Origin of the sequence: Streptomyces albus subsp. albus (assembly GCF_000719865.1) — a bacterium.
GTDB lineage: Bacteria > Actinomycetota > Actinomycetes > Streptomycetales > Streptomycetaceae > Streptomyces > Streptomyces albus_E.
Genome location: NZ_JOID01000001.1, coordinates 415390 through 434221 on the forward strand (window position 1 = coordinate 415390; position 18832 = coordinate 434221).

Here is an 18832-nt window from a genome sequence, read left to right on the forward strand (position 1 = left end):
CCGTACCCGCCGCGGCGGGGCCGTCGGCGAGCGCAAGTTACCGTTCGGAATCCTCGACTGCCTAGGGGTGGGCCCGAGTTCAACACTCGAAAGAGTGATGATCGGAGGTGCGGCCCGGGCCGGGGCCCGGGCCGCGGGGAGCCGCCGGGTTCAGCCGCGGGGAGCCGCGGTGCCGGCGGGCGGCGCGGAGTCCGCGGAGTCCGCCCGCGCGGCGGCCGTCCGCTCCAGCTGGAACGCCTGGTTCCCCAGCCCGATCCGGCGGTGCACCTCGGGCCGCACCGAGCGCAGCACCAGTCCGTAGACGAGGCCGCCGGTCACGGCGAGGCCGATGATGCCGGGCAGGACCCAGCGCAGCACCGAGCCGGGCTCCGCGCCCAGCAGCACGTCGAAGTCCTTCACCGTGTAGACGATGATCGTGAGCATCGCGGCGCAGGCGATGCCCGAGCTGATGAGCCGCCAGGCCTGCGCGCGGGCGGCCCCGCGGCGGACGAAGAAGGCGATGACGGCCGCGGAGGCGGTGGCCATCAGGGTGATGACGCCCAGCGCGCCGACGTTGCCCATCCAGGTGAAGAGGTTGAGCACCGGCGCGGTGGGGTCGCCGTGCGGCTTGTCGTCGGTGAGGGCGAAGACGGCGATCACGGCGAGCGAGACCGCGCTCTGCAGCAGCGATCCGGTGCCGGGGGCCCCGCTGCCGCGGGTGGTGCGCCCGAGGGCGGCGGGCAGCAGGCCCTCGCGGCCCATGGCGAAGGCGTAGCGGGCGACGACGTTGTGGAAGCTGAGCATGGCGGCGAACATGCCGGTGACGAAGAAGACGTGCATGACGTCGGTGAAGTTGGAGCCGAGCCGGCTCTCGGTGAGGAAGAACAGCAGTCCGGCGCTCTGTTCCTGCGCGTCCGCCACGATCCGGGCGGGGCCCGAGGCGATGTTGAGGGCCCAGGAGCTGAGGGCCAGGAAGAGGGCGGCGAAGCCGACGGCGAGGAACATGGCGCGGGCGACGACGACCTGCGGGCGCTTGGTCTCCTCGGCGTAGACGGGGGCCTGTTCGAAACCGACGAAGGACGCGAAGGCGAAGCAGAGCGCGGTGCCGAGGCCGGCCCCGGCCAGGGTGCCGGGGTCGAAGGCCGTCAGGGAGAGGCCCTCGGGACCGGGGTCGCCGATGGCCGCGGCGTCGAAGATGACGACCATGCAGACCTCGATGACGAGCAGCACGCCGAGCACCTTGGCGCTGAGGTCGATCTTGAGCCAGCCGAGCACGCCGACGATCAGCGCGGCGACGAGGGCGGGGATCCACCAGGCGACGGTCAGGTCCAGATAGGTGGCGGCGAGCCCGCTGACCTCGAAGCCGAAGATGCCGTAGATGCCGACCTGCATGGCGCTGTAGGCGACGAGGGCCACGACGGAGGCGCCGGCCCCGGCCGTGCCGCCGAGGCCGCGGGCGATGTACGCGTAGAAGGCGCCGGCGTTGTGCACATGGCGGCTCATCTCGGCGTAGCCGACGCTGAAGAGCAGCAGGACGACGCCGAGGAGGACGAAGATCAGCGGCTGTCCGACGATGCCCATCACCGCGTATGTGGTGGGCATGACACCCGCGACCACGAGGAGGGGCGCGCTCGCCGCGAGAACGGAGAGCAGCAGGCCGCCCAGGCCGATCCGGTCCGCGCGCAGCGCCCGTTCCTCGCCCTTGTACGTGCTGATGCCGGAGTCGTTGTCCGTCGGCATGGTCACCTTCCCGCTGGTCGGTTGTGTCGGCTGGATAAGAGGGGGTGCGAGGCGCGCGGAGGGCCGGTCACCGGAGGTCCGTCCCGCCGGTGGCGGCGGCGTGGGCCGCGCGGTACGTCCTCCGGGGGTCCCGGTCCGGGTAGGACCAGGGGTCCTTGGTGGCGTGGCGCCCGATGCGGTGGAAGAGGGCGGCGGCCTCCCAGGGCCGGCCCTCGTGGTACTTGGCGTGCGCCAGGAAGTTGAGGTCCACCAGGCGGCGGGGGTGCTCCTCGTAGCCCCACTCCAGCCACCAGTCGAAGGCCGCCTTCATCACCTGGCGGGCGCGGCGGCTCTTCCAGTGATCCGAGCGCGTGGGGTCGCGCGGCTCGATGCCGGCCTGGGCGAGGACGCGGTAGCGCTCGGTGTGCGCGATGACGGGCAGGGCGCACAGGGGCGAGTCGGCGGGGGCCTGTTCGGCGGCCCAGGCGGCGAAGTCGTAGACCTCGTGGAAGGGGTCGTCCCGGTCGCCCTGCTGGTGTTCGGCCAGGCAGGCCGTCATGAGGTGGTGGGCGTGGTGGTGTTCGCGGTGGCGGCCGCGCACCTGGTCGAAGATCTGCAGCCGTTCCTCGTCGGTGCCGGTGTGCCGGGCCAGGATCAGCAGGGCCAGCCAGGGGGACGGGTCGGCGGGGTACATCCGGGCGGCGGCCCGGCAGACCTCGCGGGCGGCGGCCGGCTCCTCCTTGCCCCGCAGCGCGCGGAAGACCTTGGCGCAGGCGTACAGGGCGGCGGCGTCCACGCTGTCGGGCTCGGCGAGCCGCCACTCCTCGGCCCAGGCCGCGCTGTTGGGCTCCATGCCGAGGACGACCAGCCGGTGGCCGCGGCGGTCCCAGTCCCGGCCGGTCCGGGCCAGCAGGGCGCGGCTCTCACCCCAGCGGCCCTGCACGAGCGCGTCGCGGACCCCGGCGAGTTCCGTGTCGTCGAGGGCGGGGTCGAAGGCGAAGCCGTCCTTGTTGCGCGATCTGCCCAGCGGGGGCGGTGGCGGTGGTGGAGGGGTCATCCGTGAGCTTCTTCCTCCACGGCAACACGCCACTTCCCGCCCGGTATGGGGCACTTGTCCGTGCATCTGGCGGACCCGCCGGCGGCGTGATCTCCGCAACACCGGTCGATGATCACAGACAGCAAACCGTTAGTCACCACTCCGCGTCAAGGCGTCCCCGGAGGACCGTTTCCTCACCGGATGGTTGTTTACATCTTGTTGACAACCCATTCCGCCCGGCGTCCGCCCCCGGAAGTGTAGAGCCGCAGGCCGGCGGCCTCTCCCGACGGAGGGGAGGGCTCCGCCGCCCGGGCCGGGCACTCCCCGCCTTCACCCCTCGAAGGTTTCCCGGGGCCCGGATGATTGGATGGGGGCATGGCCGGAACCGGGTTCGGAAAAGTGCGTGCGGCGGCCGCCGCCGTGCGGCTGTGGTTCTCCCCCGCCCGCATCCGCTCCCAGGGCGAGACCCCGGACTACCGCTTCTCCCTCGCCAACGAGCGGACCTTCCTCGCCTGGCTGCGCACCGCCCTGGCGCTGGTGGGCGGCGGCTTCGCGGTCGCCCAGTTCCTGCCGGACCTGCACCGGTCGGTGCGGGCCACCGTCGCCGTCGTCCTGCTGGTGGGCGGCGCGCTGGTGGCCGCGCGGGCGGTCAACCACTGGGTACGGGTGGAGCTGGCGATGCGGCGCGGCGAGGACCTGCCGTCCACGCGCTTCCCCGCCTTCCTCGCCGCCGGGGTGATCCTGGTCTCCGCGGTGATGGTGACCACGGTCGCCGTCGGCTGGGCCGGCTGATGGCCGACCCGGTCGCGCGCGACCCGGCGGCGCAGCCCGAGCGCACCGGCTTCGCCTGGCGGCGCTCGACGCTGGCGGGCACGGTGGCCGCGATCCTGGCCGTCCGGCTGGCCCTGCACGGGGACACGGGGCCCGTCGCCGCCGTGGCACTGGCGCTGACGGCCGCGGCCTGGCTCGTCCTGCTCACCGCCGCCCACCGCCGGATCCGGGCCCTGGACCGGGCGCGGCCCGAGGCCGTGTCCGTACGATCGGTCACACTGGCGGCGGGCTGTGTCGTCGCCCTGGCGGCGTGCGGGACCCTTCTGGTCCTGTGACGCGGCGCCGCGGTGGCGGCGGCCGGGCTGTCAAGTGCCGTCCGGGTATGGACGTCATACCGACTGGTCGGCATGATAAGCGGGACGTCCCTTCCCCCCAAGGAGCAGTGATGAGCAAGGACCACCCGCCCGGCCTCGACCTGGACCGTCTCCGCGGCCATCTCGACCGCGAACGCCCCGGGCTGGTGCGGGGGCCGCTGACCGCCCGGCTGATCGAGGGCGGCCGGTCGAACCTCACCTATGCGGTCACGGACGGCACCTCCCGCTGGGTGGTCCGGCGGCCGCCGCTGGGCCATGTGCTCGCCACCGCCCACGACATGAGCCGCGAGCACCGGGTGATCAGCGCCCTGCACCCGACGGCCGTACCGGTCCCGGAGACCGTGCTGCTCTGCGAGGACGAGTCCGTCATCGGCTCCCCCTTCTACGTCATGGACTTCGTCGAGGGCACCCCCTACCGCAAGTCCGAGGAACTGCTCCCGCTGGGGCCGGAGCGCACCCGCGGGGTGGTGCTCGGCCTCGTCGACACCCTCGTCCATCTGCACGCCGTCGACCCGGAGGCCGTGGGCCTCGGCGACTTCGGGCGCCCGGAGGGCTTCCTCGACCGCCAGCTGCGCCGCTGGGGCAAGCAGCTCGACGCCTCCCGCAACCGCGAGCTGGCCGGGATCGACGAGCTCCACGCTTCCCTGGGCAGGGCGCTGCCCGCCTCCCCCGCGCCCGCCGTCGTCCACGGCGACTACCGGCTGGACAACGTCCTCGTCGGCCCCGACGACTCCGTCCGGGCCGTCCTCGACTGGGAGATGTCCACCCTCGGCGACCCGCTGACCGACCTGGGCCTGCTGGTGATGTACAGCGGGCAGCGCGCGCTGCCGGGGATGCCGATCAGCACCACCGCCGACGCCCCCGGCCACCCGGCCCCGGAGGAGCTGATCGAGCGCTACGCCGCCGGCTCCGGCCGGGACGTCTCGCGGATCGCCTGGTACACCGCGTTCGCCTACTTCAAGCTCGCGGTGATCCTCGAGGGCATCCACTACCGCTACACCCTCGGCCAGACCGTCGGCTCGGGCTTCGACCGCATCGGCGCCCTCGTCCCGGTCTTCATCGACAACGGCCTCACCACCCTGAAGGAAGGCTGAGCCCATGGACTTCGCATTCGACGCCCGTACCGAGGAACTCCGCGGGAAACTCCTCGCGTTCATGGACGAGCACGTCTACCCGGCGGAGCACGTCGCCGAGGAGCAGCGGGCGGGCCTGGCCTCCCGGTGGGACATGCCCCCGGTGGTCGAGGAGCTCAAGGCCGAGGCCCGCCGGCAGGGGCTGTGGAACCTCTTCCTCCCCGACGAGGAGTACGGCGCGGGGCTGACGAACCTCCAGTACGCGCCGCTGGCCGAGATCACCGGCCGCAGCCCGCAGCTGGCGCCCACCGCCCTGAACTGCGCGGCCCCGGACACCGGCAACATGGAGCTCCTCGCCCAGTTCGCCACGGAGGCGCAGCGCAAGGAGTGGCTGGAGCCGCTGCTCGCCGGTGAGATCCGCTCTGCCTTCGCGATGACCGAGCCGGAGGTGGCCTCCTCCGACGCCACCAACATCGAGACCCGGATCGAGCGGGACGGCGACGCGTACGTCATCACCGGCCGCAAGTGGTACATCTCCGGGGCGATGAACCCGGACTGCAAGATCTTCATCGTGATGGGCAAGACCGACCCGGAGGGCGCGGACGTCCGCCGCCAGCAGTCCATGGTGCTGGTCCCCCGCGACACCCCGGGTGTCGAGGTCCGCCGGGCGATGCAGGTCTACGGCTACGAGGACGAGCACCACGGCGGCCACGCCGAGATCGTCTTCGACCGGGCGCGCGTCCCGGTGACGAACCTGGTCGGCGAGGAGGGCGGCGGTTTCGCCATCGCCCAGGCCCGGCTGGGCCCCGGCCGCATCCACCACTGCATGCGGCTGATCGGCATGGCCGAGCGGGGCATCGAGCTGATGTGCCGGCGCGCGGTGTCCCGTACGGCCTTCGGCAAGCCGCTGGCCGAACAGGGCGTCGTCCAGGGCTGGATCGCGGACGCCCGGGTGGCCGTCGAGCAGCTGCGGCTGCTGGTGCTCAAGACGGCCTGGCTGATGGACACGGTCGGCAACAAGGGCGCGCACACTGAGATCCAGGCCATCAAGATCGCGACGCCGCGCACCGTGGTGGCCCTGCTGGACCGGGCGGTGCAGCTGCACGGGGCGGCCGGCGTCAGCCAGGACACCCCGCTGGCGGAGCTGTGGGCCGCGGCCCGCACGATCCAGCTCGCCGACGGGCCGGACGAGGTGCACCAGCGCTCACTGGCGCGCCGGGAGATCAAGCGGTACCGCTGAGCCGGCGGCGGGCGCGGGACACCGCGCGCGGGAACCGGGCGGGCCCGGACCGGAGATCCGGTCCGGGCCCGCCCGGTTCCCGCGTCCCGCTACGGCCGCAGGGCGCGCAGCAGCAGGTCGGCGAGGTGGTCGGCCACCTCCTGCTGGGAGAGCGGGCCCTCCGGCCGGTACCAGGTGGCCAGATGGTGCACCGAGCCGAAGTGGTAGTCGACCACCAGGTCGGCCGGGGTCGCGGTGGAGAAGACGCCGGTGCGCTGCCCCTCCTCGATCAGGGCGCGGAACCGCTCGTGGTAGCGCCGGCGCTCGGCCCGCACCTGCTTGTTCTTCTCGGGGCTGAGCTGGTGCATCGAGCGGAAGAAGATCGTCGCGTCGTCGAGGTGTTCGAGGGTGGTGACGACGACGTCGGCCGCCGCGCCGCGCAGCCGCTCCTCGACCGGGGCGTCCGACTCCGCGAAGGCGTCGAGCCGCTCCTGCTGGAGGCGCAGCACCCGGCCGTAGATCTCGTGCAGCAGATCGTCCTTGGAGCCGAAGTAGTGGTAGAGGGCGCCCTTGGTCACCCCCGCGGCCTCCACGATCTCCTGGACGGACGTCCGGTCGTAGCCCCGGTCCGCGAAAAGGCGGGTCGCGGCGGCCAGCAGCCGCTGCGGAACGGGTGCTCCGCTGCCCTCCGTCGTTCTGGCCATCACCGCCACCTTGCCTCTCTGCTCCCGCCCCTCGCGGATCGCCGGACGACTGTAGAGGACATCCTCCACCGGGTGCGGCCGGACCGGGAAGCCCGGGAGGGTCCGGACCGCACACTAACCGGTCGGTATGACACCCGGGAAGGCGGGGGCGCGGGACCGGCGGGACGGCGGCCCGGGACGGTCCCCCGCCGGCCGGGGTCGTTCCCCGCCGGGCCGCGGAGGGTTAGCGTGCGGGGGCACAGCGCAATCGCCGGGGCCGGCGCCGCCGCGCCCCGGTCCGACGCCGAGCCCGGAGGTGCTGGATGTCCCTGTCCCGGAGAAATCTGCTGGCGGCCACGGGAGCCGTCGGCGCGGTGGCGGCCACCGCCGCGCCCGCGGCGGGCGTGGAGGCGGCGGGCGGCCGGTCCGGGCGCCGCGGCCGCCCCCGGGTCCGTACCGGCTTCGACCGGCTCGCGGCGGCGGGGTACGCGCCGCTGGAGGGGCGGAAGGCCGGGGTGGTCACCAACCCCACCGGGGTGACGGCCGACGTGCGCCACCTGGTGGACGTCATGCACGCCGACGAGCGGGTGAACCTGACGGCCGTCTTCGGCCCCGAGCACGGCTTCCGCGGCACGGCCCAGGCGGGCGGCTCCGAGGGCCGGTACGAGGACCCGGCGACGGGCCTGCCGGTCTACGACACCTACCTCAAGAGCGGGCAGGCGCTGGCGGACATCTTCACCGCCTCCGGGGTGGACACGGTGGTCTTCGACATCCAGGACGCCGGCTCCCGCTTCTACACCTACATCTGGACGATGTACGACTGCATGGTCGCCGCCGTGCTCGCCGGCAAGCGGTTCATGGTGCTGGACCGGCCGAACCCCGTCACCGGGCGGGGCGCGTACGGGCCGGTGCTGGAGAAGGAGTTCGCCACCTTCGTCGGCCGGGAGCCGATCGCGCAGGCGCACGGCATGACGGTGGGCGAGCTGGCGCTGCTGTTCAACGCCGAGTTCGTGCCGGAGGCGGCCGGGCGGGCGGTGGAGCTGGACGTGATCCGGATGTCGGGCTGGCGGCGCGGCGACTTCTTCGACGAGACGGGGCTGCCGTGGGTGCCGCCGAGCCCGAACATGCCCACGCCGGACACGGCCCTGGTCTACCCCGGCACCTGCCTCTTCGAGGGCACCAACCTCTCGGAGGGGCGCGGCACGACCCGGCCGTTCGAGCTGCTGGGCGCCGAGGGGATCGACCGCCGCTGGGCGGAGGCGGCGAACGCGCTGGAGCTGCCCGGGGTGCGCTTCCGGGAGGCGTACTTCCAGCCCGTCTTCTCCAAGTTCCAGGGTCGTACGGCCGGCGGGGTGCAGCTGCACGTCCACGACCGGGAGGCGTTCGACCCGGTGCGCACCGGGATCGGGCTGCTCGTCACCGCGAAGCGCGTGTGGGACGGCTTCACCTGGCGCTCCGACCACTGGATCGACAAGCTGACGGGCAGCACCTGGGTCCGTACGGCGATCGACCGGGGAGCGGACACCGGCGAGGTGGTCGCGGGCTGGCGGGCGGACCTGGCCGCCTTCCGGCGGGTGCGCGCGGAACATCTGCTGTACCGCGGCTGAACGGGGCGCGCACGGAGCGGAGTTGACGACTCCGGGCTTCCGGGTGCGCCGGCGGGCGGCGGCCGGTGTGATGCCGGCCGCCGCCCGTCGTGCGCGCGGTCCGGGGCGCCGCCGGGCGCCCGGGGAGGCTGCGCTGTGGCGTCTCAGCGGTGCCGGGGGAACTCCACGACCTGCTGGTACGTCGGGCGGTTCTGCCAGTGGACGACGGGGTGCGTGATGCCGCCGACCGCACGGTGGATGATCGCGTCCGAGCACCACTGGTCGCCCGGCTCGCAGTCGTCGTCGCCCGGGTAGACCTCGGTGGCCGGGGCGGCGGCCGCCCGGGTGAGCGTCGTCAGCAGGACCTCGCGGCAGGCGGAGAGCTCTCCGCCGCCGCAGAACTCCTCCTCCAGACCGCCCGCGACCGGTTCGCCGAGGACGGCGCGGAGGTCCTTGTCGACATAGCTCCACCAGCCGGCGAGGAACGCGGAGCCCGCGTGCCCGCCGGTCGCTCCGTGGCTCGCCGACGGGGACTCGTCCAGCGGGAGCTTGGCGCGGAACGCCTCGTAGAGCGGTTCGCCCAGGCCGGGGGCGAACTGGGCCTCGACGAGCAGCGGCCACCAGGCGTCCATGATCCGGATGGCGTCCGCGTGGGCGTAGGTGCGCGAACCGGCCGCCGTCTCCTTGCGCTTGGCGCCGCTGTCCGCCCAGGACTCCAGGCGCTGGACGGCCTCGGCCGCCGCCGGGTCGCTCACGGCCCCGGCGCGCAGCGCCTTCAGCAGCACGGGCAGCACGGCCTCGCCGCGCAGGTCGGTGACCCCGGCCTCGGCCATGACGCGGGTGAGGGAGGCGCGGGTGACCCCGCCCTGCTCCGTCAGCCGCTTCACGCGGGTGTCGAGCAGGTCGCCGCGGTGGACGGAGCCGCTGCCGAAGCCGGCCGCGGTGTAGTCCTTCGCCTGCCGGTTGTTCCAGGAGATGTAATAGTCCTGGTTGACCGACTGCGGGTGCTCGGCGGCCGGGGTGTACGCGGCGGTGTTGGGGCCCGGGTCGAACTCCCGCCACTCGTACGCCTTCCCGGCCTTCACGGGCAGGGAGGCGTCGACGCCCTCCGCCCGCACCGGGTTGCTGCCGCTGTTGAAGTAGGCGGTGTCGCGGGAGTCGGCGTAGAACCAGTTGAAGGTGTAGTTGACGTGCTCGGCGGCGCGCTGGAAGGACTTGGCGTCCTTGACGTAGCCGGGGTCGTTGAACATCTGGAAGCCGATGATCGACTCGGCCTCGTGCCGGTAGGTGGAGCGCAGCGAGGTGAAGGCGACCGGCTTGCCGTCCACCGTGGCGCGGTGGGTGACGATGCCGTAGTCGGTGCGGAACACCCGCATCCGGTACGAGCCCTTGGCCGTGGAGTCGGCCAGGGAGGGCTTCCAGGCGTTGCGCTTCTCCAGCTTCTCCATCGGCTCGCAGGCGTCGCCGTCGCGGTAGTGCGCGGAGTTCTTGGAGGGGGCGGAGCCGTCGGGCTCGCACAGTTCGACGGCGTAGGTGTCGGTGATGTCCTGGCCCGCGGAGGTGGCGCTCCAGGCGTAGTCCTGGCCGCGGCCGAGCTGGACGTACATGCCGACGCCGGCGAAGGACGCGCCGCGGGCGCTGATGCCGGGGCCCTGGAGCTCCTGGAGCATCAGCAGCTGGGGCGCGAAGTAGCCGGTCTGCGGGCCGAAGACGGCGACGGGGTTGCCGCTCGCGGTGTGCGCGCCGGAGACCATGAGGGCGTTGGACATGCCGTGCGGCTTGGCGAACAGGTCGGCGGGGAGCACCCCGTCGTCGTGGAGGTTCCGCAGCTTCCGCAGGTGCGCGGGCGCTTTCACCGGGGTCTCGGCGTCCTTCACGGCCGCGCCCTCGCGGTCGTACACCAGCGGCTCGGCGGTCACGGAGCCGGGGTCGGGCAGGGCGGTGCCGCGGGCTTCGTCGGGCTTGCCGGCGTACGGGAAGGACTCCCCGCCGTGCAGGGTGAGGACGGCCTCGGGGTCGTTGCGCTGCCGGAACGCCTCCCAGACGGCGGTGCCCTTCTCGGTGCCGTACTTCTCCTGCGCGGCGAGCAGCGCGATGGCGGACTGGACCTCGCCGCCACCGCCGCCGCCGAAGAGGGCGCCGATGACGGAGGCGAGCGCCACCATGTCGGTCAGCTCGAACTTCTCGATGGTGCCGATGTTGGTGATGGCGTCGACGTGCCCGGTAAGGACGTACTCGCCGGGGAAGTAGCGGCCCTTCTTGGACTTCTCGATGTAGGCGTTGATGCCGTCGAGGTAGGCCTGGGCGTCCTTCATGGCTTGCGCGCCGCGCTCGCCGGAGGCGGCGATCCGGTCGATCTGCGCCTGGAGGTCGGCCTCGGTGTACGGGGCCTGCGGCCAGAACTGCTGCTCCAGGCCCTGGTTTCCGGCGGCTCCGCCCGCGAAGGGGGTGAGCTCGCCGCGGCCTATGTGGCGGAAGAGGTCCATCAGCCACAGCCGGTCCTGGGCGGCGGCGTATCCGGCGCCGAACTCGGTGCCCTCGCGGGTGGTGCCCTGGATGTGCGGGACGCCGGTCTTCTTGTCGCGGGTGATCGTCACGTCGTCGCGGGGCCGGGTGACGGACTCGACCCGGTCCTCGGGGACGCCGAAGGAGGCGTCGTTGAAGAACTCGGTGAGGGAGGCGTCGGTGAGGGAGGGGTAGCCCGCGACGAGGTCGGTGTACGGGCCGAGTTGGTCCGAGCTGTGCGCGGGGCGGGTGCCGAGGGTGCGGTGGGCGAGGATCCCGGCGAGGGTGGCGTTGCCGTTGGCGCCGGGCGGGAGGATGTCGGAGCACTGGTCCCCGCAGTAGTCGTCCGCGGCGGACGACGAGGCCGCGGGGGAGGTCTCCCCGGCAGCGGCGGCGGGCGGGGGCGGGGACAGCAGTCCCGCGCCCAGGGCGAGCAGCGCGGTCGCGATGAGAGCCCCGCGCGGACGCGGGACTCTGCGGCTGAGGGAACGCGGGAGGCACCGGCGCATTCCTGCTCCTTCCGAAGGGGGGTGCGCCGGAGGTTACCGCCGGGTACAGGGGCGCGGAAGGGAGCTGACGTCAACTTTTCCGATGAACTGTCAACGCTGTCCGGTATCCGGGACCTTACGGAACGGCAGCCGGGGCGCAAGAGCGCCCAACCGGACAGTTTGCAGGCCAACTCCCGGAAGCGGGAGCCATTTCGGGTCGCGGTACGTCCATTCCACATCGCCGAAGCACGAGCGACGGAGGTGGGAAGCGAATGGCAGGATTCAGAAGTCTGGCCGAGCAGGTGCGTGACCCCGGGCTGACCCCCGAGCAGCGCCGCACCGCGCTGCGCCGGTGCCTGGAGAAGTTCGCACCGTACGGGCACCGGGCGACCTGGCACCATCTGTGCGGCCGGGCCGGGATCGGCACCGAGGACCGGCGGCCGGCGCCGGACCGGCTGGTCGAGGTCCTGGCGGAGCTGGAGGAGGCCCGGCGGGTCTGGCTGGCGTACGACGTGGCGTTCGGCGTGCGCCGCAAGCGGGAGAAACGGCTGGGCATACGGCAGCCGAGCGCCCTGGACGACTGGCACCGGTGCACCTGGGGCGGCTGCGGGGTGGCCTGGTGCGACGACCCCCTGGTCCATCCCGCGGCGCCGCTGGCGGATGTGCTGCGGCGCATCATCACGGCGCTGGAGTCGGAGCCCGGCTCCGTCTGCCCGGTCTGCGAGTCTCCCCGGATCACCTGGCGCGGCGGCCTGGACCACGTCCCCAGCTCCGGCCCCGTCTGCTCGGACTGCGGCATCGTCGTACCGGAACCGGTACTGACCGAGCGGGCCCTCGCCGCCTCCCGCCGCTCGCGGCGGCCCGAGCCGGCCTCCGCCACCGCCCGCTGAGCGGGCCCGGACAACGGGCCCGGGACCCGGGCCCCCTCCGCCCCTGCGTCGCGCGGCGCACGCCACAGCGTTCAGCCGCCGCGCGCCCGCCCGCGCTCGGACAGCAGCGCCGATCCGCTGCCGTAACCGCCGCGCATGTCATCGGGGTTGGAAAGCACGCACGTCTCCAGGGAGAGACAGCCGCAGCCGATGCAGTCGGTCAGATGGTCGCGGAGCCGGGCGAGCTGCTCGATGCGCTGGTCCAGCTCGGAGCGCCAGGTCTCGGAGAGCCGTGCCCAGTCCTCGCGGGTCGGCGTACGCTCGTCGGGCAGCTCGGCGAGTGCGTCACGGATGGTGGCGAGGGGGATGCCGACCCGCTGGGCGGCCCGGATGAAGGCCACCCGGCGCAGCGTGTCACGGCTGTAGCGGCGCTGGTTGCCCGCCGTGCGGCGGCTGCCGATCAGCCCCTTGGCCTCGTAGAAGCGCAGTGCGGAGACCGCGGCACCGCTGCGCGCCGAGACCTGCCCCACCGTGAGTTCCTGTAGTCCTGCTGGAATCTGCGGCACGCCGCCCAAGGCTACGCGGCCCGGGTGGGCGGCCGCCCACCGGCCGCCGGTCTTCGGCGGGCACCGGCCCCGTTGTGCGATTCCGCCCGTGTGATCCCGCCCGGAGTCGCGGCCGGGACGTTGACAGGGGCCGCACCGGGCAGCATGCTGAGCAACCGCTTAGTATCTGTCTTTGGGAGGTCATGGAGATGGCGGAGCCCCGGGTGTTCGCGTCGCTCGACGAGCTGAAGTCCGCGGTCGGCGAGGAGCTGGGCCACAGCGACTGGCTGGAAATCGACCAGAAGCGGATCGACCTCTTCGCCGAGGCGACCGGTGACCACCAGTGGATTCACGTCGACCCGGAGAAGGCCGCCGCCGGGCCCTTCGGCACGACGATCGCCCACGGGTACCTGACCCTCTCGCTGCTCCCCGTCCTCGTCCCGCAGCTGATGCGGGTGGAAGGGGTGCGGATGGGCATCAACTACGGCTCCAACAAGGTCCGTTTCCCCTCCCCCGTGCCGGTCGGCTCGCGGCTGCGGGCCACCGGGCGGATCGCGGAGGTCAGCGAGGTCGCCGGGGGCGTCCAACTGGCCGCCGTCATCACCGTGGAGCGCGAGGGCGGCGACAAGCCGGTCTGCGTCGCGGAGAGCGTGACGCGCTTCTACCTCTGACGGCTCCGGCGGCCCCGGCGCGGGGCCGCCCGTCACTCCCCCGGGCGGGCCGCGCCGACCATGCGCAGCACGAGGTCCGCGTAGAGCTCGCCGACCTCCTCCGGGGTGCGGCGGCCCTCCGGGTTGAACCACCGGGCCACGTCGACGCAGAGCGACAGCACCGCGAGGGCCGTGCCGCTCACGTCCGGTACGTCGAAGTCGCCCGCCGTGACGCCGTCCTGGATGATCCGGCGCACCACGCCGTCGGTCCGCCGGCGCACGGCGAGCAGCTCGGCGTGGTGCTCCTCGCCGAGCGCGCCCAGCTCGTACTGGACGACGCGCGCGGTGGTGTGGCGCTCGGCCTGCCAGCGGGCGAAGGACCGCACGGCCTCGGCCAGCCGCTCGGCGGGGCTGCCCGCGCCGTCCGCCGCCCGCTCCAGCAGGTCCAGGGCGAGCCGGTGGCCGACCCCGCTGATCTGGTAGAGCAGCTCTTCCTTGGTCTTGTAGTGGATGTAGAGCGCCGCCGGGCTCATGCCGGCGCGGGAGGCGATGTCCCGGGTCGTGGTGGCGTGGTAGCCGCGCTCGGCGAAGGCCTCGACGGCGGCCGTCACCAGCCGCCTGGCGGCGTCGGGCGTCACATCCGCCCACTCCTCGGTCTGCTGCGCCTCGCTGCTCATCGCGCCCCGCTCCTCCGGTGCCCGGCGGGATCTCCACCGGCGGCGAACACCTTACAGGGTACTGAGCAAGCGCTTAGGGGCGCGCGGGGAGGCGGGCGGGACGACGCGGCGGGCGGACGGGGCCGGGCGGGCCGCCGGCCACGGCCGCCGGAGCCCGCCCGTCCCCGCGCGCCCACCCGCGCGCCCTCGCCCGCCGGAAGGCCGAGCCCCCGGTCAGAAGGCGGAGACTCCGGTGAGGGAGCGGCCGATGAGCAGCTTGTGGATCTGGCTGGTGCCCTCGTAGAGGGTCATCACCCGGGCGTCGCGGACGAGCTTGCCCACCGGGTACTCGTCGATGTAGCCGTAGCCGCCGAAGACCTGGAGGGCGTTGTTGGCGCAGCGCACCGCGGCCTCGCTCGCGTAGAGCTTGGCCACCGAGGACTCGGTGGCGAACGGCAGCCCGCGCTCGATCAGATCGGCGACCCGCCAGGTGAGCAGCCGGGCGGCGTCGACGTCCACGGCGATGTCGGAGATCAGCTCCTGCACGAGCTGGTGGTGCGCGATGGGCCGGCCGAACTGCTCGCGCTCGCCCGCGTACCGCACGGCGGCGTCGAGGGCCGCCTGGGCGATGCCGACGCAGCCGGCGGCCACCGACATCCGGCCCTTGGCGAGCGCGGACATGGCGACGGAGAAACCCTTGCCCTCCGGACCGAGCAGGGCGGAGGCGGGCACGCGCACCCCGGTCAGCGTCAGCTCGGCCGTGGCCTGGCCGCGCAGCCCGAGCTTCCCGTGGATCTCGCGGCGCTCCAGGCCGGGGGTGTCCGTGGGGACGAGGAAGGCGCTGACGCCCTTGTGGCCGGGGCCGCCGGTGCGGGCGAAGAGGAGGACGACGTCGGCCACGGTGCCGTTGGTGATGAACATCTTGGAGCCGTCGATCACGTAGCTGTCGCCCTCGCGCACCGCGCGGGTGGTGAGCGCGGCGGCGTCCGAGCCGGTGCCGGGCTCGGTGAGGCCGAAGCAGCCCAGCGCCTCGCCGGAGCACAGCCGCGGCAGCCACGCGCGCTTCTGCTCCTCACTGCCCCAGGCGGCGACCGACTTGGCGACGAGGCCGAGGGAGACGGAGAGGATGCCGCGGACGGCGGAGTCGCCGCGCCCCAGCTCCTCGGTGACCAGGACGTACGCGAGGTGGTCCCCGCCGGAGCCGCCGTACTCCTCCGGGATGGTGAGCCCCAGGAAGCCCAGCCGCCCCAGCTTCTCCGGAATCGCGGGGTCCACGCGCTCGGCGCGGTCCCACGCGGCGGCGTGCGGGGCGATCTCCCGCTCGACGAAGTCCCGGGCGAGCTGCCGTGCGGCCGCCTGCTCCTCGGAGAGCTCCAGATCCACGACCTGCTCCTTCAACACCTCGGCCGGGCAACTCCGTGACCGGCCCTGCTTTTACCAACGGGTTTTAACTACCGCTGCTAGTTTTACGTCTCTCTACTATGTGGCGCATGGCCCGCCCCCGCAAGCCCCTGCTGAGCAGAGAGCGCATCGTCACAGCCGCGCTCGCGCTGATCGACGAGGACGGGCTGGCGGCGCTCTCGACCCGCCGGCTGGCGGCGGAGCTGGGGGTCAGCGGCCCGTCGCTCTACAACCACTTCGCGGTCAAGGACGAGATCCTGGACGCGGTGGCGGACACCGTCGTCGCCCAGGTGGACCTGTCGATGTTCGGCGGCGGCGAGGACTGGCGCACGGCGCTGCTGCGCTGGGGCCGCTCCTACCGCGCGGCGCTGGCCGCCCACCCCAACATCGTCCCGTTCCTCGCCCAGGGGCCGGGGCGCCGCCCGGCGGGCCTGAAGATGGCCGACGCGGTCTTCGGCGCCATGGTGGAGGCCGGCTGGCCGCCCGCCCACGCCACCCGGATCGGCGCCCTGATGCGCTACTTCGTCGCCGGCTCGGCCCTCGGCTCCTTCGCCCGCGGCTTCGTCGGCGACGCCGCCGCGTACGACCCGGCGGACTACCCGCACCTCCAGCAGGCCCACCTGCTCGCCGAGCACCAGCAGCGGGTGGACGAGGGCGCGTTCGAGACCGGACTGCAGGCCCTGGTCGACGGGCTCGCGCTGCAGTACGAGCAGGTCGCGGCCCCGGGCCGGCCGGCAGGCACCGCGCCGGCCGGCCCGCCCAGCTGACGGGGGCCGCTTGGGCGCGCCCCCGCCCCCCGCCGCCGCGCTCCGCGCCTCCGCGGCCAATCCGCCGCCGCGTCCGCGCCGGCCCACGCCCCGGGCCCCCTCACCGCGCGTCCGCGCACGCCCCGCCGTAGCCGATCCGGCCCCCGGCCGTACACATGCCGCCGCCTCCGGCCCGGCGTACGATCCGGATATGAGTGATTTCCGGCATTCCGGACTCGCGACACCGGCCCCGCCCTCCGCCCGTCCCCGGTCCGCGCCGCGGCTCCCGGAGGAGACCGCCCCGCCCCGCGGGTGAGACGGGAGCCAGCGCATGCCGGTCAAGCGACCATCGGCCATCCGTTCCAGCCCGGAAAGACTCCAGCTGGAACGGCTGCTGACGAGCGCCGTTGACGAAACCGACGCGTACGGCGCCGCCCTCTATCTGCCGCTGCCCGGCGAGGACGCGCTGCGCCTGGACATGCTGATCGGCGTACCGCTGGACTTCATCGCCCCCTGGGCGCGGGTCCCCCTGAGCGCCCCCACCCCGGGGGGCGACGCCATGCGCGGATCGCGCCTCGTCTGGATCAGCGGCACGGGCGAGCTGACCCGCCGTTACCCGCAGTCGGCGCTGATCCTGCCGTACGACTTCCGGCTGGCGGCAGCGCCCCTGCTCTCCGACGGCGTCGGCCACGGAACGATCCTGCTCTTCTGGGCCGCCTCGCACGAGGAGCACCTGCCCGACGAGGAACGGCAGCTGATCCTGGAGCTGGCCGCCGACATGGCCGGGGTGCTCCACCGCGCGGCCGAGGAGGGGAAGCCGCTGCGCCCCCTGGCCGCGACCCGCGTGCTGCCCACGCCCGGCGGCGTGCCGGCGCCCGCCGGCCGCTCCGCTCCCCTCGCGGTGGCCGACTTCCTCGAACGCCTCCCCGAGGGGTGCTGCGCCCTCGGGCTCGACGCGCGCATCACCTACATCAACCGCCTGGGCGCGGAACTCGTGGGCCGCGGCGTGGAACAACTGATGGGCGCGCTGCCGTGGGAGGCCCTGCCCTGGCTCGACGACCCGGTGTACGAGGACCGCTACCGTGCCGCCGTCATCAGCCGCAAGCCCACCTCGTTCACCGCCCGGCGCCCTCCCGACACGTGGCTGACCTTCCAGCTCTTTCCCAGCGCCACCGGGATCAGCGTGCTGATCTTCCCCACCGAGGTGGGGGACCACCCGGAGCAGCCCGGAAAGCAGGACGACGGCCGCGCCGAGCCCACCCGCGTGGGCTCCATCTACCAGCTGATGCACCTGGCGGGCGCGCTGACCCAGGCCACCGGGGTGCGGCAGGTCGTGGATCTGGCGGCGGACCATCTGCTGCCCGCCTTCGGGGCCGCCGGATTCGCCCTCATGGTCGCCGAGGGCGGCCGGATGCACCAGGCCGGCCACCGCGGCTTCCCCGACGCGACACTGGACCACTTCGACGGCATGCCGGTCTCCGGGCATGCCCCCGTGGCCCGGGCCCTCGCCCAGGGCTCGCCTGTCTTCCTCGCCACGCCGGAGGAACGGGTGCGCGTCTTCCCCGAGAGCCCCCCGCCGGACGAGATGTTCCACGCCTGGGCCTTCCTCCCGCTCATCGTCTCCGGGCGCCCGGTCGGCACCTGCGTCGTCGGCTACGAGGAGCCGCACCCCTTCCCCTCGGAGGAGCGGGCCGCGCTCACCTCCGTGAGCGGCCTGCTCGCCCAGGCCCTCGACCGCGCCCAGCTGTACGAGGCCAAGCACCGGCTCGCCCAGGGCCTCCAGCAGAGCCTGCTGCCGCAGAGCCTGCCCCCGATGAAAGGCCGTCTGGACATCGCGGCCCGCTACGCCTCCGCCACCCACGGCATGGACATCGGCGGCGACTTCTACGACCTCATCCGGCTCGACCCCGTCACCGCCGGAGCGTTCATCGGGGACGTCCAGGGGCACAACGTCACGGCCGCCGCCCTGATGGGCCAGGTACGGACCGCCGTCCACGCCCACGCCAGCGTCGGAGCACCGCCGGACGAGGTGCTGACCCGCGCCAACCGGCTGGTCACCGACCTGGACCCGGGCCTCTTCACCAGCTGCCTCTACGCCCATCTCGACCTGTTCCGGCACCGGGCGCTGCTCGCCAGCGCCGGGCATCTCCCGCCGCTGCTGCACATCCCCGGGCAGGGCACCGAGATCCTGCAGGTGCCGCCGGGGCTGCTGCTGGGCATCGACTCCGAAGCCCGGTACGAGGTCGCCGAGGTCGCCGTACCGGCCGGCAGCCTGCTCGTCCTGTACACCGACGGCCTCGTCGAGACCCCCGGAAAGGACATCGGGCTGTCCGTCGCCGCCCTGGCCGAGCGCGTCACCGCCCTGGCCGACCTCGAACGGTTGGACGATATCGCGGACGCCCTGGTCCAGCCGGTCGGCGACGGGGGCCAGCGCGCCGACGACGTCGCGCTGCTGCTGCTGCGGCCCTGCTGACGGGCGCCGCGGGCTGACGTCCCGGGCGGGTGCCCCGGGCGCCCGGGTACGGCTCCGCA

General features: G+C 73.6%; 16 protein-coding genes. 9 read left to right on the forward strand and 7 right to left on the reverse strand.

Annotation, left to right across the window (positions count from 1 at the left end):
- Positions 1–150: 150 nt before the first annotated feature.
- A complete protein-coding gene (locus IF83_RS0101875; RefSeq protein WP_051722349.1) occupies positions 151–1719 on the reverse strand; it encodes an APC family permease in 1569 nt (522 codons plus the stop codon).
- Between the two features lie 67 nt (positions 1720–1786).
- Complete coding sequence (locus tag IF83_RS0101880) at positions 1787–2755, reverse strand: hypothetical protein (RefSeq protein ID WP_030542221.1); 969 nt, start codon at positions 2753–2755, stop codon at positions 1787–1789.
- Between the two features lie 354 nt (positions 2756–3109).
- On the opposite strand from IF83_RS0101880, the gene IF83_RS0101885 reads away from it, so the two are divergent.
- From IF83_RS0101885 to IF83_RS0101900, 4 genes are all read left to right on the forward strand, one after another.
- Positions 3110–3526 carry a YidH family protein gene (locus IF83_RS0101885; RefSeq protein WP_051722350.1) on the forward strand — a complete coding sequence of 139 codons (417 nt, stop codon included), beginning with the start codon at positions 3110–3112 and terminating at the stop codon, positions 3524–3526.
- Positions 3526–3840: a DUF202 domain-containing protein gene (locus tag IF83_RS0101890; RefSeq protein ID WP_030542223.1), complete on the forward strand. Its 315-nt coding sequence runs from the start codon at positions 3526–3528 to the stop codon at positions 3838–3840. The genes IF83_RS0101885 and IF83_RS0101890 overlap by 1 nt, the downstream gene beginning before the upstream one ends.
- A gap of 110 nt (positions 3841–3950) precedes the next feature.
- The gene (locus IF83_RS0101895; RefSeq protein ID WP_030542224.1) at positions 3951–4973 is read left to right on the forward strand and encodes a phosphotransferase family protein; all 1023 of its coding nucleotides are present in this window, start codon (positions 3951–3953) and stop codon (positions 4971–4973) included.
- Between the two features lie 4 nt (positions 4974–4977).
- Positions 4978–6192 (forward strand): acyl-CoA dehydrogenase family protein, encoded by a 1215-nt coding sequence (locus IF83_RS0101900; protein ID WP_030542225.1) that lies wholly within the window; start codon positions 4978–4980, stop codon positions 6190–6192.
- 89 nt (positions 6193–6281) lie between these two features.
- Here the strand turns inward: IF83_RS0101900 and IF83_RS0101905 are convergent, their stop codons facing one another.
- A complete protein-coding gene (locus IF83_RS0101905; protein WP_030542226.1) occupies positions 6282–6875 on the reverse strand; it encodes a TetR/AcrR family transcriptional regulator in 594 nt (197 codons plus the stop codon).
- A gap of 302 nt (positions 6876–7177) precedes the next feature.
- Here IF83_RS0101905 and IF83_RS0101910 point away from each other — a divergent pair, with 302 nt between their 5' ends.
- The gene (locus IF83_RS0101910; RefSeq protein ID WP_030542227.1) at positions 7178–8461 is read left to right on the forward strand and encodes an exo-beta-N-acetylmuramidase NamZ family protein; all 1284 of its coding nucleotides are present in this window, start codon (positions 7178–7180) and stop codon (positions 8459–8461) included.
- Positions 8462–8604: 143 nt separating this feature from the next.
- Here IF83_RS0101910 and IF83_RS0101915 read toward each other — a convergent pair whose 3' ends face one another.
- Positions 8605–11454, reverse strand: a complete 2850-nt coding sequence (locus IF83_RS0101915; protein WP_030542228.1) for a penicillin acylase family protein — start codon at positions 11452–11454, stop codon at positions 8605–8607.
- Positions 11455–11705: 251 nt separating this feature from the next.
- Here IF83_RS0101915 and IF83_RS0101920 point away from each other — a divergent pair, with 251 nt between their 5' ends.
- On the forward strand, positions 11706–12323 hold the full coding sequence (locus IF83_RS0101920; protein WP_030542229.1) for a hypothetical protein: 618 nt from the start codon (positions 11706–11708) through the stop codon (positions 12321–12323).
- 71 nt (positions 12324–12394) lie between these two features.
- On the opposite strand, the gene soxR is transcribed toward IF83_RS0101920, so the two are convergent.
- Complete coding sequence (gene soxR / locus IF83_RS0101925; RefSeq protein ID WP_030542230.1) at positions 12395–12868, reverse strand: redox-sensitive transcriptional activator SoxR; 474 nt, start codon at positions 12866–12868, stop codon at positions 12395–12397.
- 188 nt (positions 12869–13056) lie between these two features.
- Here soxR and IF83_RS0101930 point away from each other — a divergent pair, with 188 nt between their 5' ends.
- Entirely contained in the window at positions 13057–13518 is a 462-nt protein-coding gene (locus IF83_RS0101930) for a MaoC family dehydratase (RefSeq protein WP_030542231.1), read from the forward strand.
- Between the two features lie 32 nt (positions 13519–13550).
- Here IF83_RS0101930 and IF83_RS0101935 read toward each other — a convergent pair whose 3' ends face one another.
- A complete protein-coding gene (locus IF83_RS0101935) occupies positions 13551–14174 on the reverse strand; it encodes a TetR/AcrR family transcriptional regulator (protein ID WP_030542232.1) in 624 nt (207 codons plus the stop codon).
- Between the two features lie 213 nt (positions 14175–14387).
- Entirely contained in the window at positions 14388–15536 is a 1149-nt protein-coding gene (locus IF83_RS0101940) for an acyl-CoA dehydrogenase family protein (protein ID WP_030542233.1), read from the reverse strand.
- Between the two features lie 107 nt (positions 15537–15643).
- Here IF83_RS0101940 and IF83_RS0101945 point away from each other — a divergent pair, with 107 nt between their 5' ends.
- The gene (locus IF83_RS0101945) at positions 15644–16321 is read left to right on the forward strand and encodes a TetR/AcrR family transcriptional regulator (protein ID WP_030542234.1); all 678 of its coding nucleotides are present in this window, start codon (positions 15644–15646) and stop codon (positions 16319–16321) included.
- A gap of 310 nt (positions 16322–16631) precedes the next feature.
- A complete protein-coding gene (locus tag IF83_RS0101950) occupies positions 16632–18773 on the forward strand; it encodes a SpoIIE family protein phosphatase (RefSeq protein ID WP_051722351.1) in 2142 nt (713 codons plus the stop codon).
- Positions 18774–18832: the final 59 nt, after the last annotated feature.

Excerpts from the sequence above, each read along its gene's own strand:
- IF83_RS0101900 (WP_030542225.1), top strand. The coding sequence starts at position 4,978 with ATGGACTTCGCATTCGACGCCCGTACCGAGGAACTCCGCGGGAAACTC.
- IF83_RS0101920 (WP_030542229.1), top strand. The coding sequence starts at position 11,706 with ATGGCAGGATTCAGAAGTCTGGCCGAGCAGGTGCGTGACCCCGGGCTG.
- IF83_RS0101910 (WP_030542227.1), top strand. The coding sequence starts at position 7,178 with ATGTCCCTGTCCCGGAGAAATCTGCTGGCGGCCACGGGAGCCGTCGGC.
- IF83_RS0101890 (WP_030542223.1), top strand. The coding sequence starts at position 3,526 with ATGGCCGACCCGGTCGCGCGCGACCCGGCGGCGCAGCCCGAGCGCACC.
- IF83_RS0101895 (WP_030542224.1), top strand. The coding sequence starts at position 3,951 with ATGAGCAAGGACCACCCGCCCGGCCTCGACCTGGACCGTCTCCGCGGC.
- IF83_RS0101950 (WP_051722351.1), top strand. The coding sequence starts at position 16,632 with ATGCCGGTCAAGCGACCATCGGCCATCCGTTCCAGCCCGGAAAGACTC.
- IF83_RS0101875 (WP_051722349.1), bottom strand. The coding sequence starts at position 1,719 with ATGCCGACGGACAACGACTCCGGCATCAGCACGTACAAGGGCGAGGAA.
- IF83_RS0101885 (WP_051722350.1), top strand. The coding sequence starts at position 3,110 with ATGGCCGGAACCGGGTTCGGAAAAGTGCGTGCGGCGGCCGCCGCCGTG.
- IF83_RS0101905 (WP_030542226.1), bottom strand. The coding sequence starts at position 6,875 with ATGGCCAGAACGACGGAGGGCAGCGGAGCACCCGTTCCGCAGCGGCTG.
- IF83_RS0101935 (WP_030542232.1), bottom strand. The coding sequence starts at position 14,174 with ATGAGCAGCGAGGCGCAGCAGACCGAGGAGTGGGCGGATGTGACGCCC.
- IF83_RS0101945 (WP_030542234.1), top strand. The coding sequence starts at position 15,644 with ATGGCCCGCCCCCGCAAGCCCCTGCTGAGCAGAGAGCGCATCGTCACA.
- IF83_RS0101930 (WP_030542231.1), top strand. The coding sequence starts at position 13,057 with ATGGCGGAGCCCCGGGTGTTCGCGTCGCTCGACGAGCTGAAGTCCGCG.
- IF83_RS0101915 (WP_030542228.1), bottom strand. The coding sequence starts at position 11,454 with ATGCGCCGGTGCCTCCCGCGTTCCCTCAGCCGCAGAGTCCCGCGTCCG.
- IF83_RS0101880 (WP_030542221.1), bottom strand. The coding sequence starts at position 2,755 with ATGACCCCTCCACCACCGCCACCGCCCCCGCTGGGCAGATCGCGCAAC.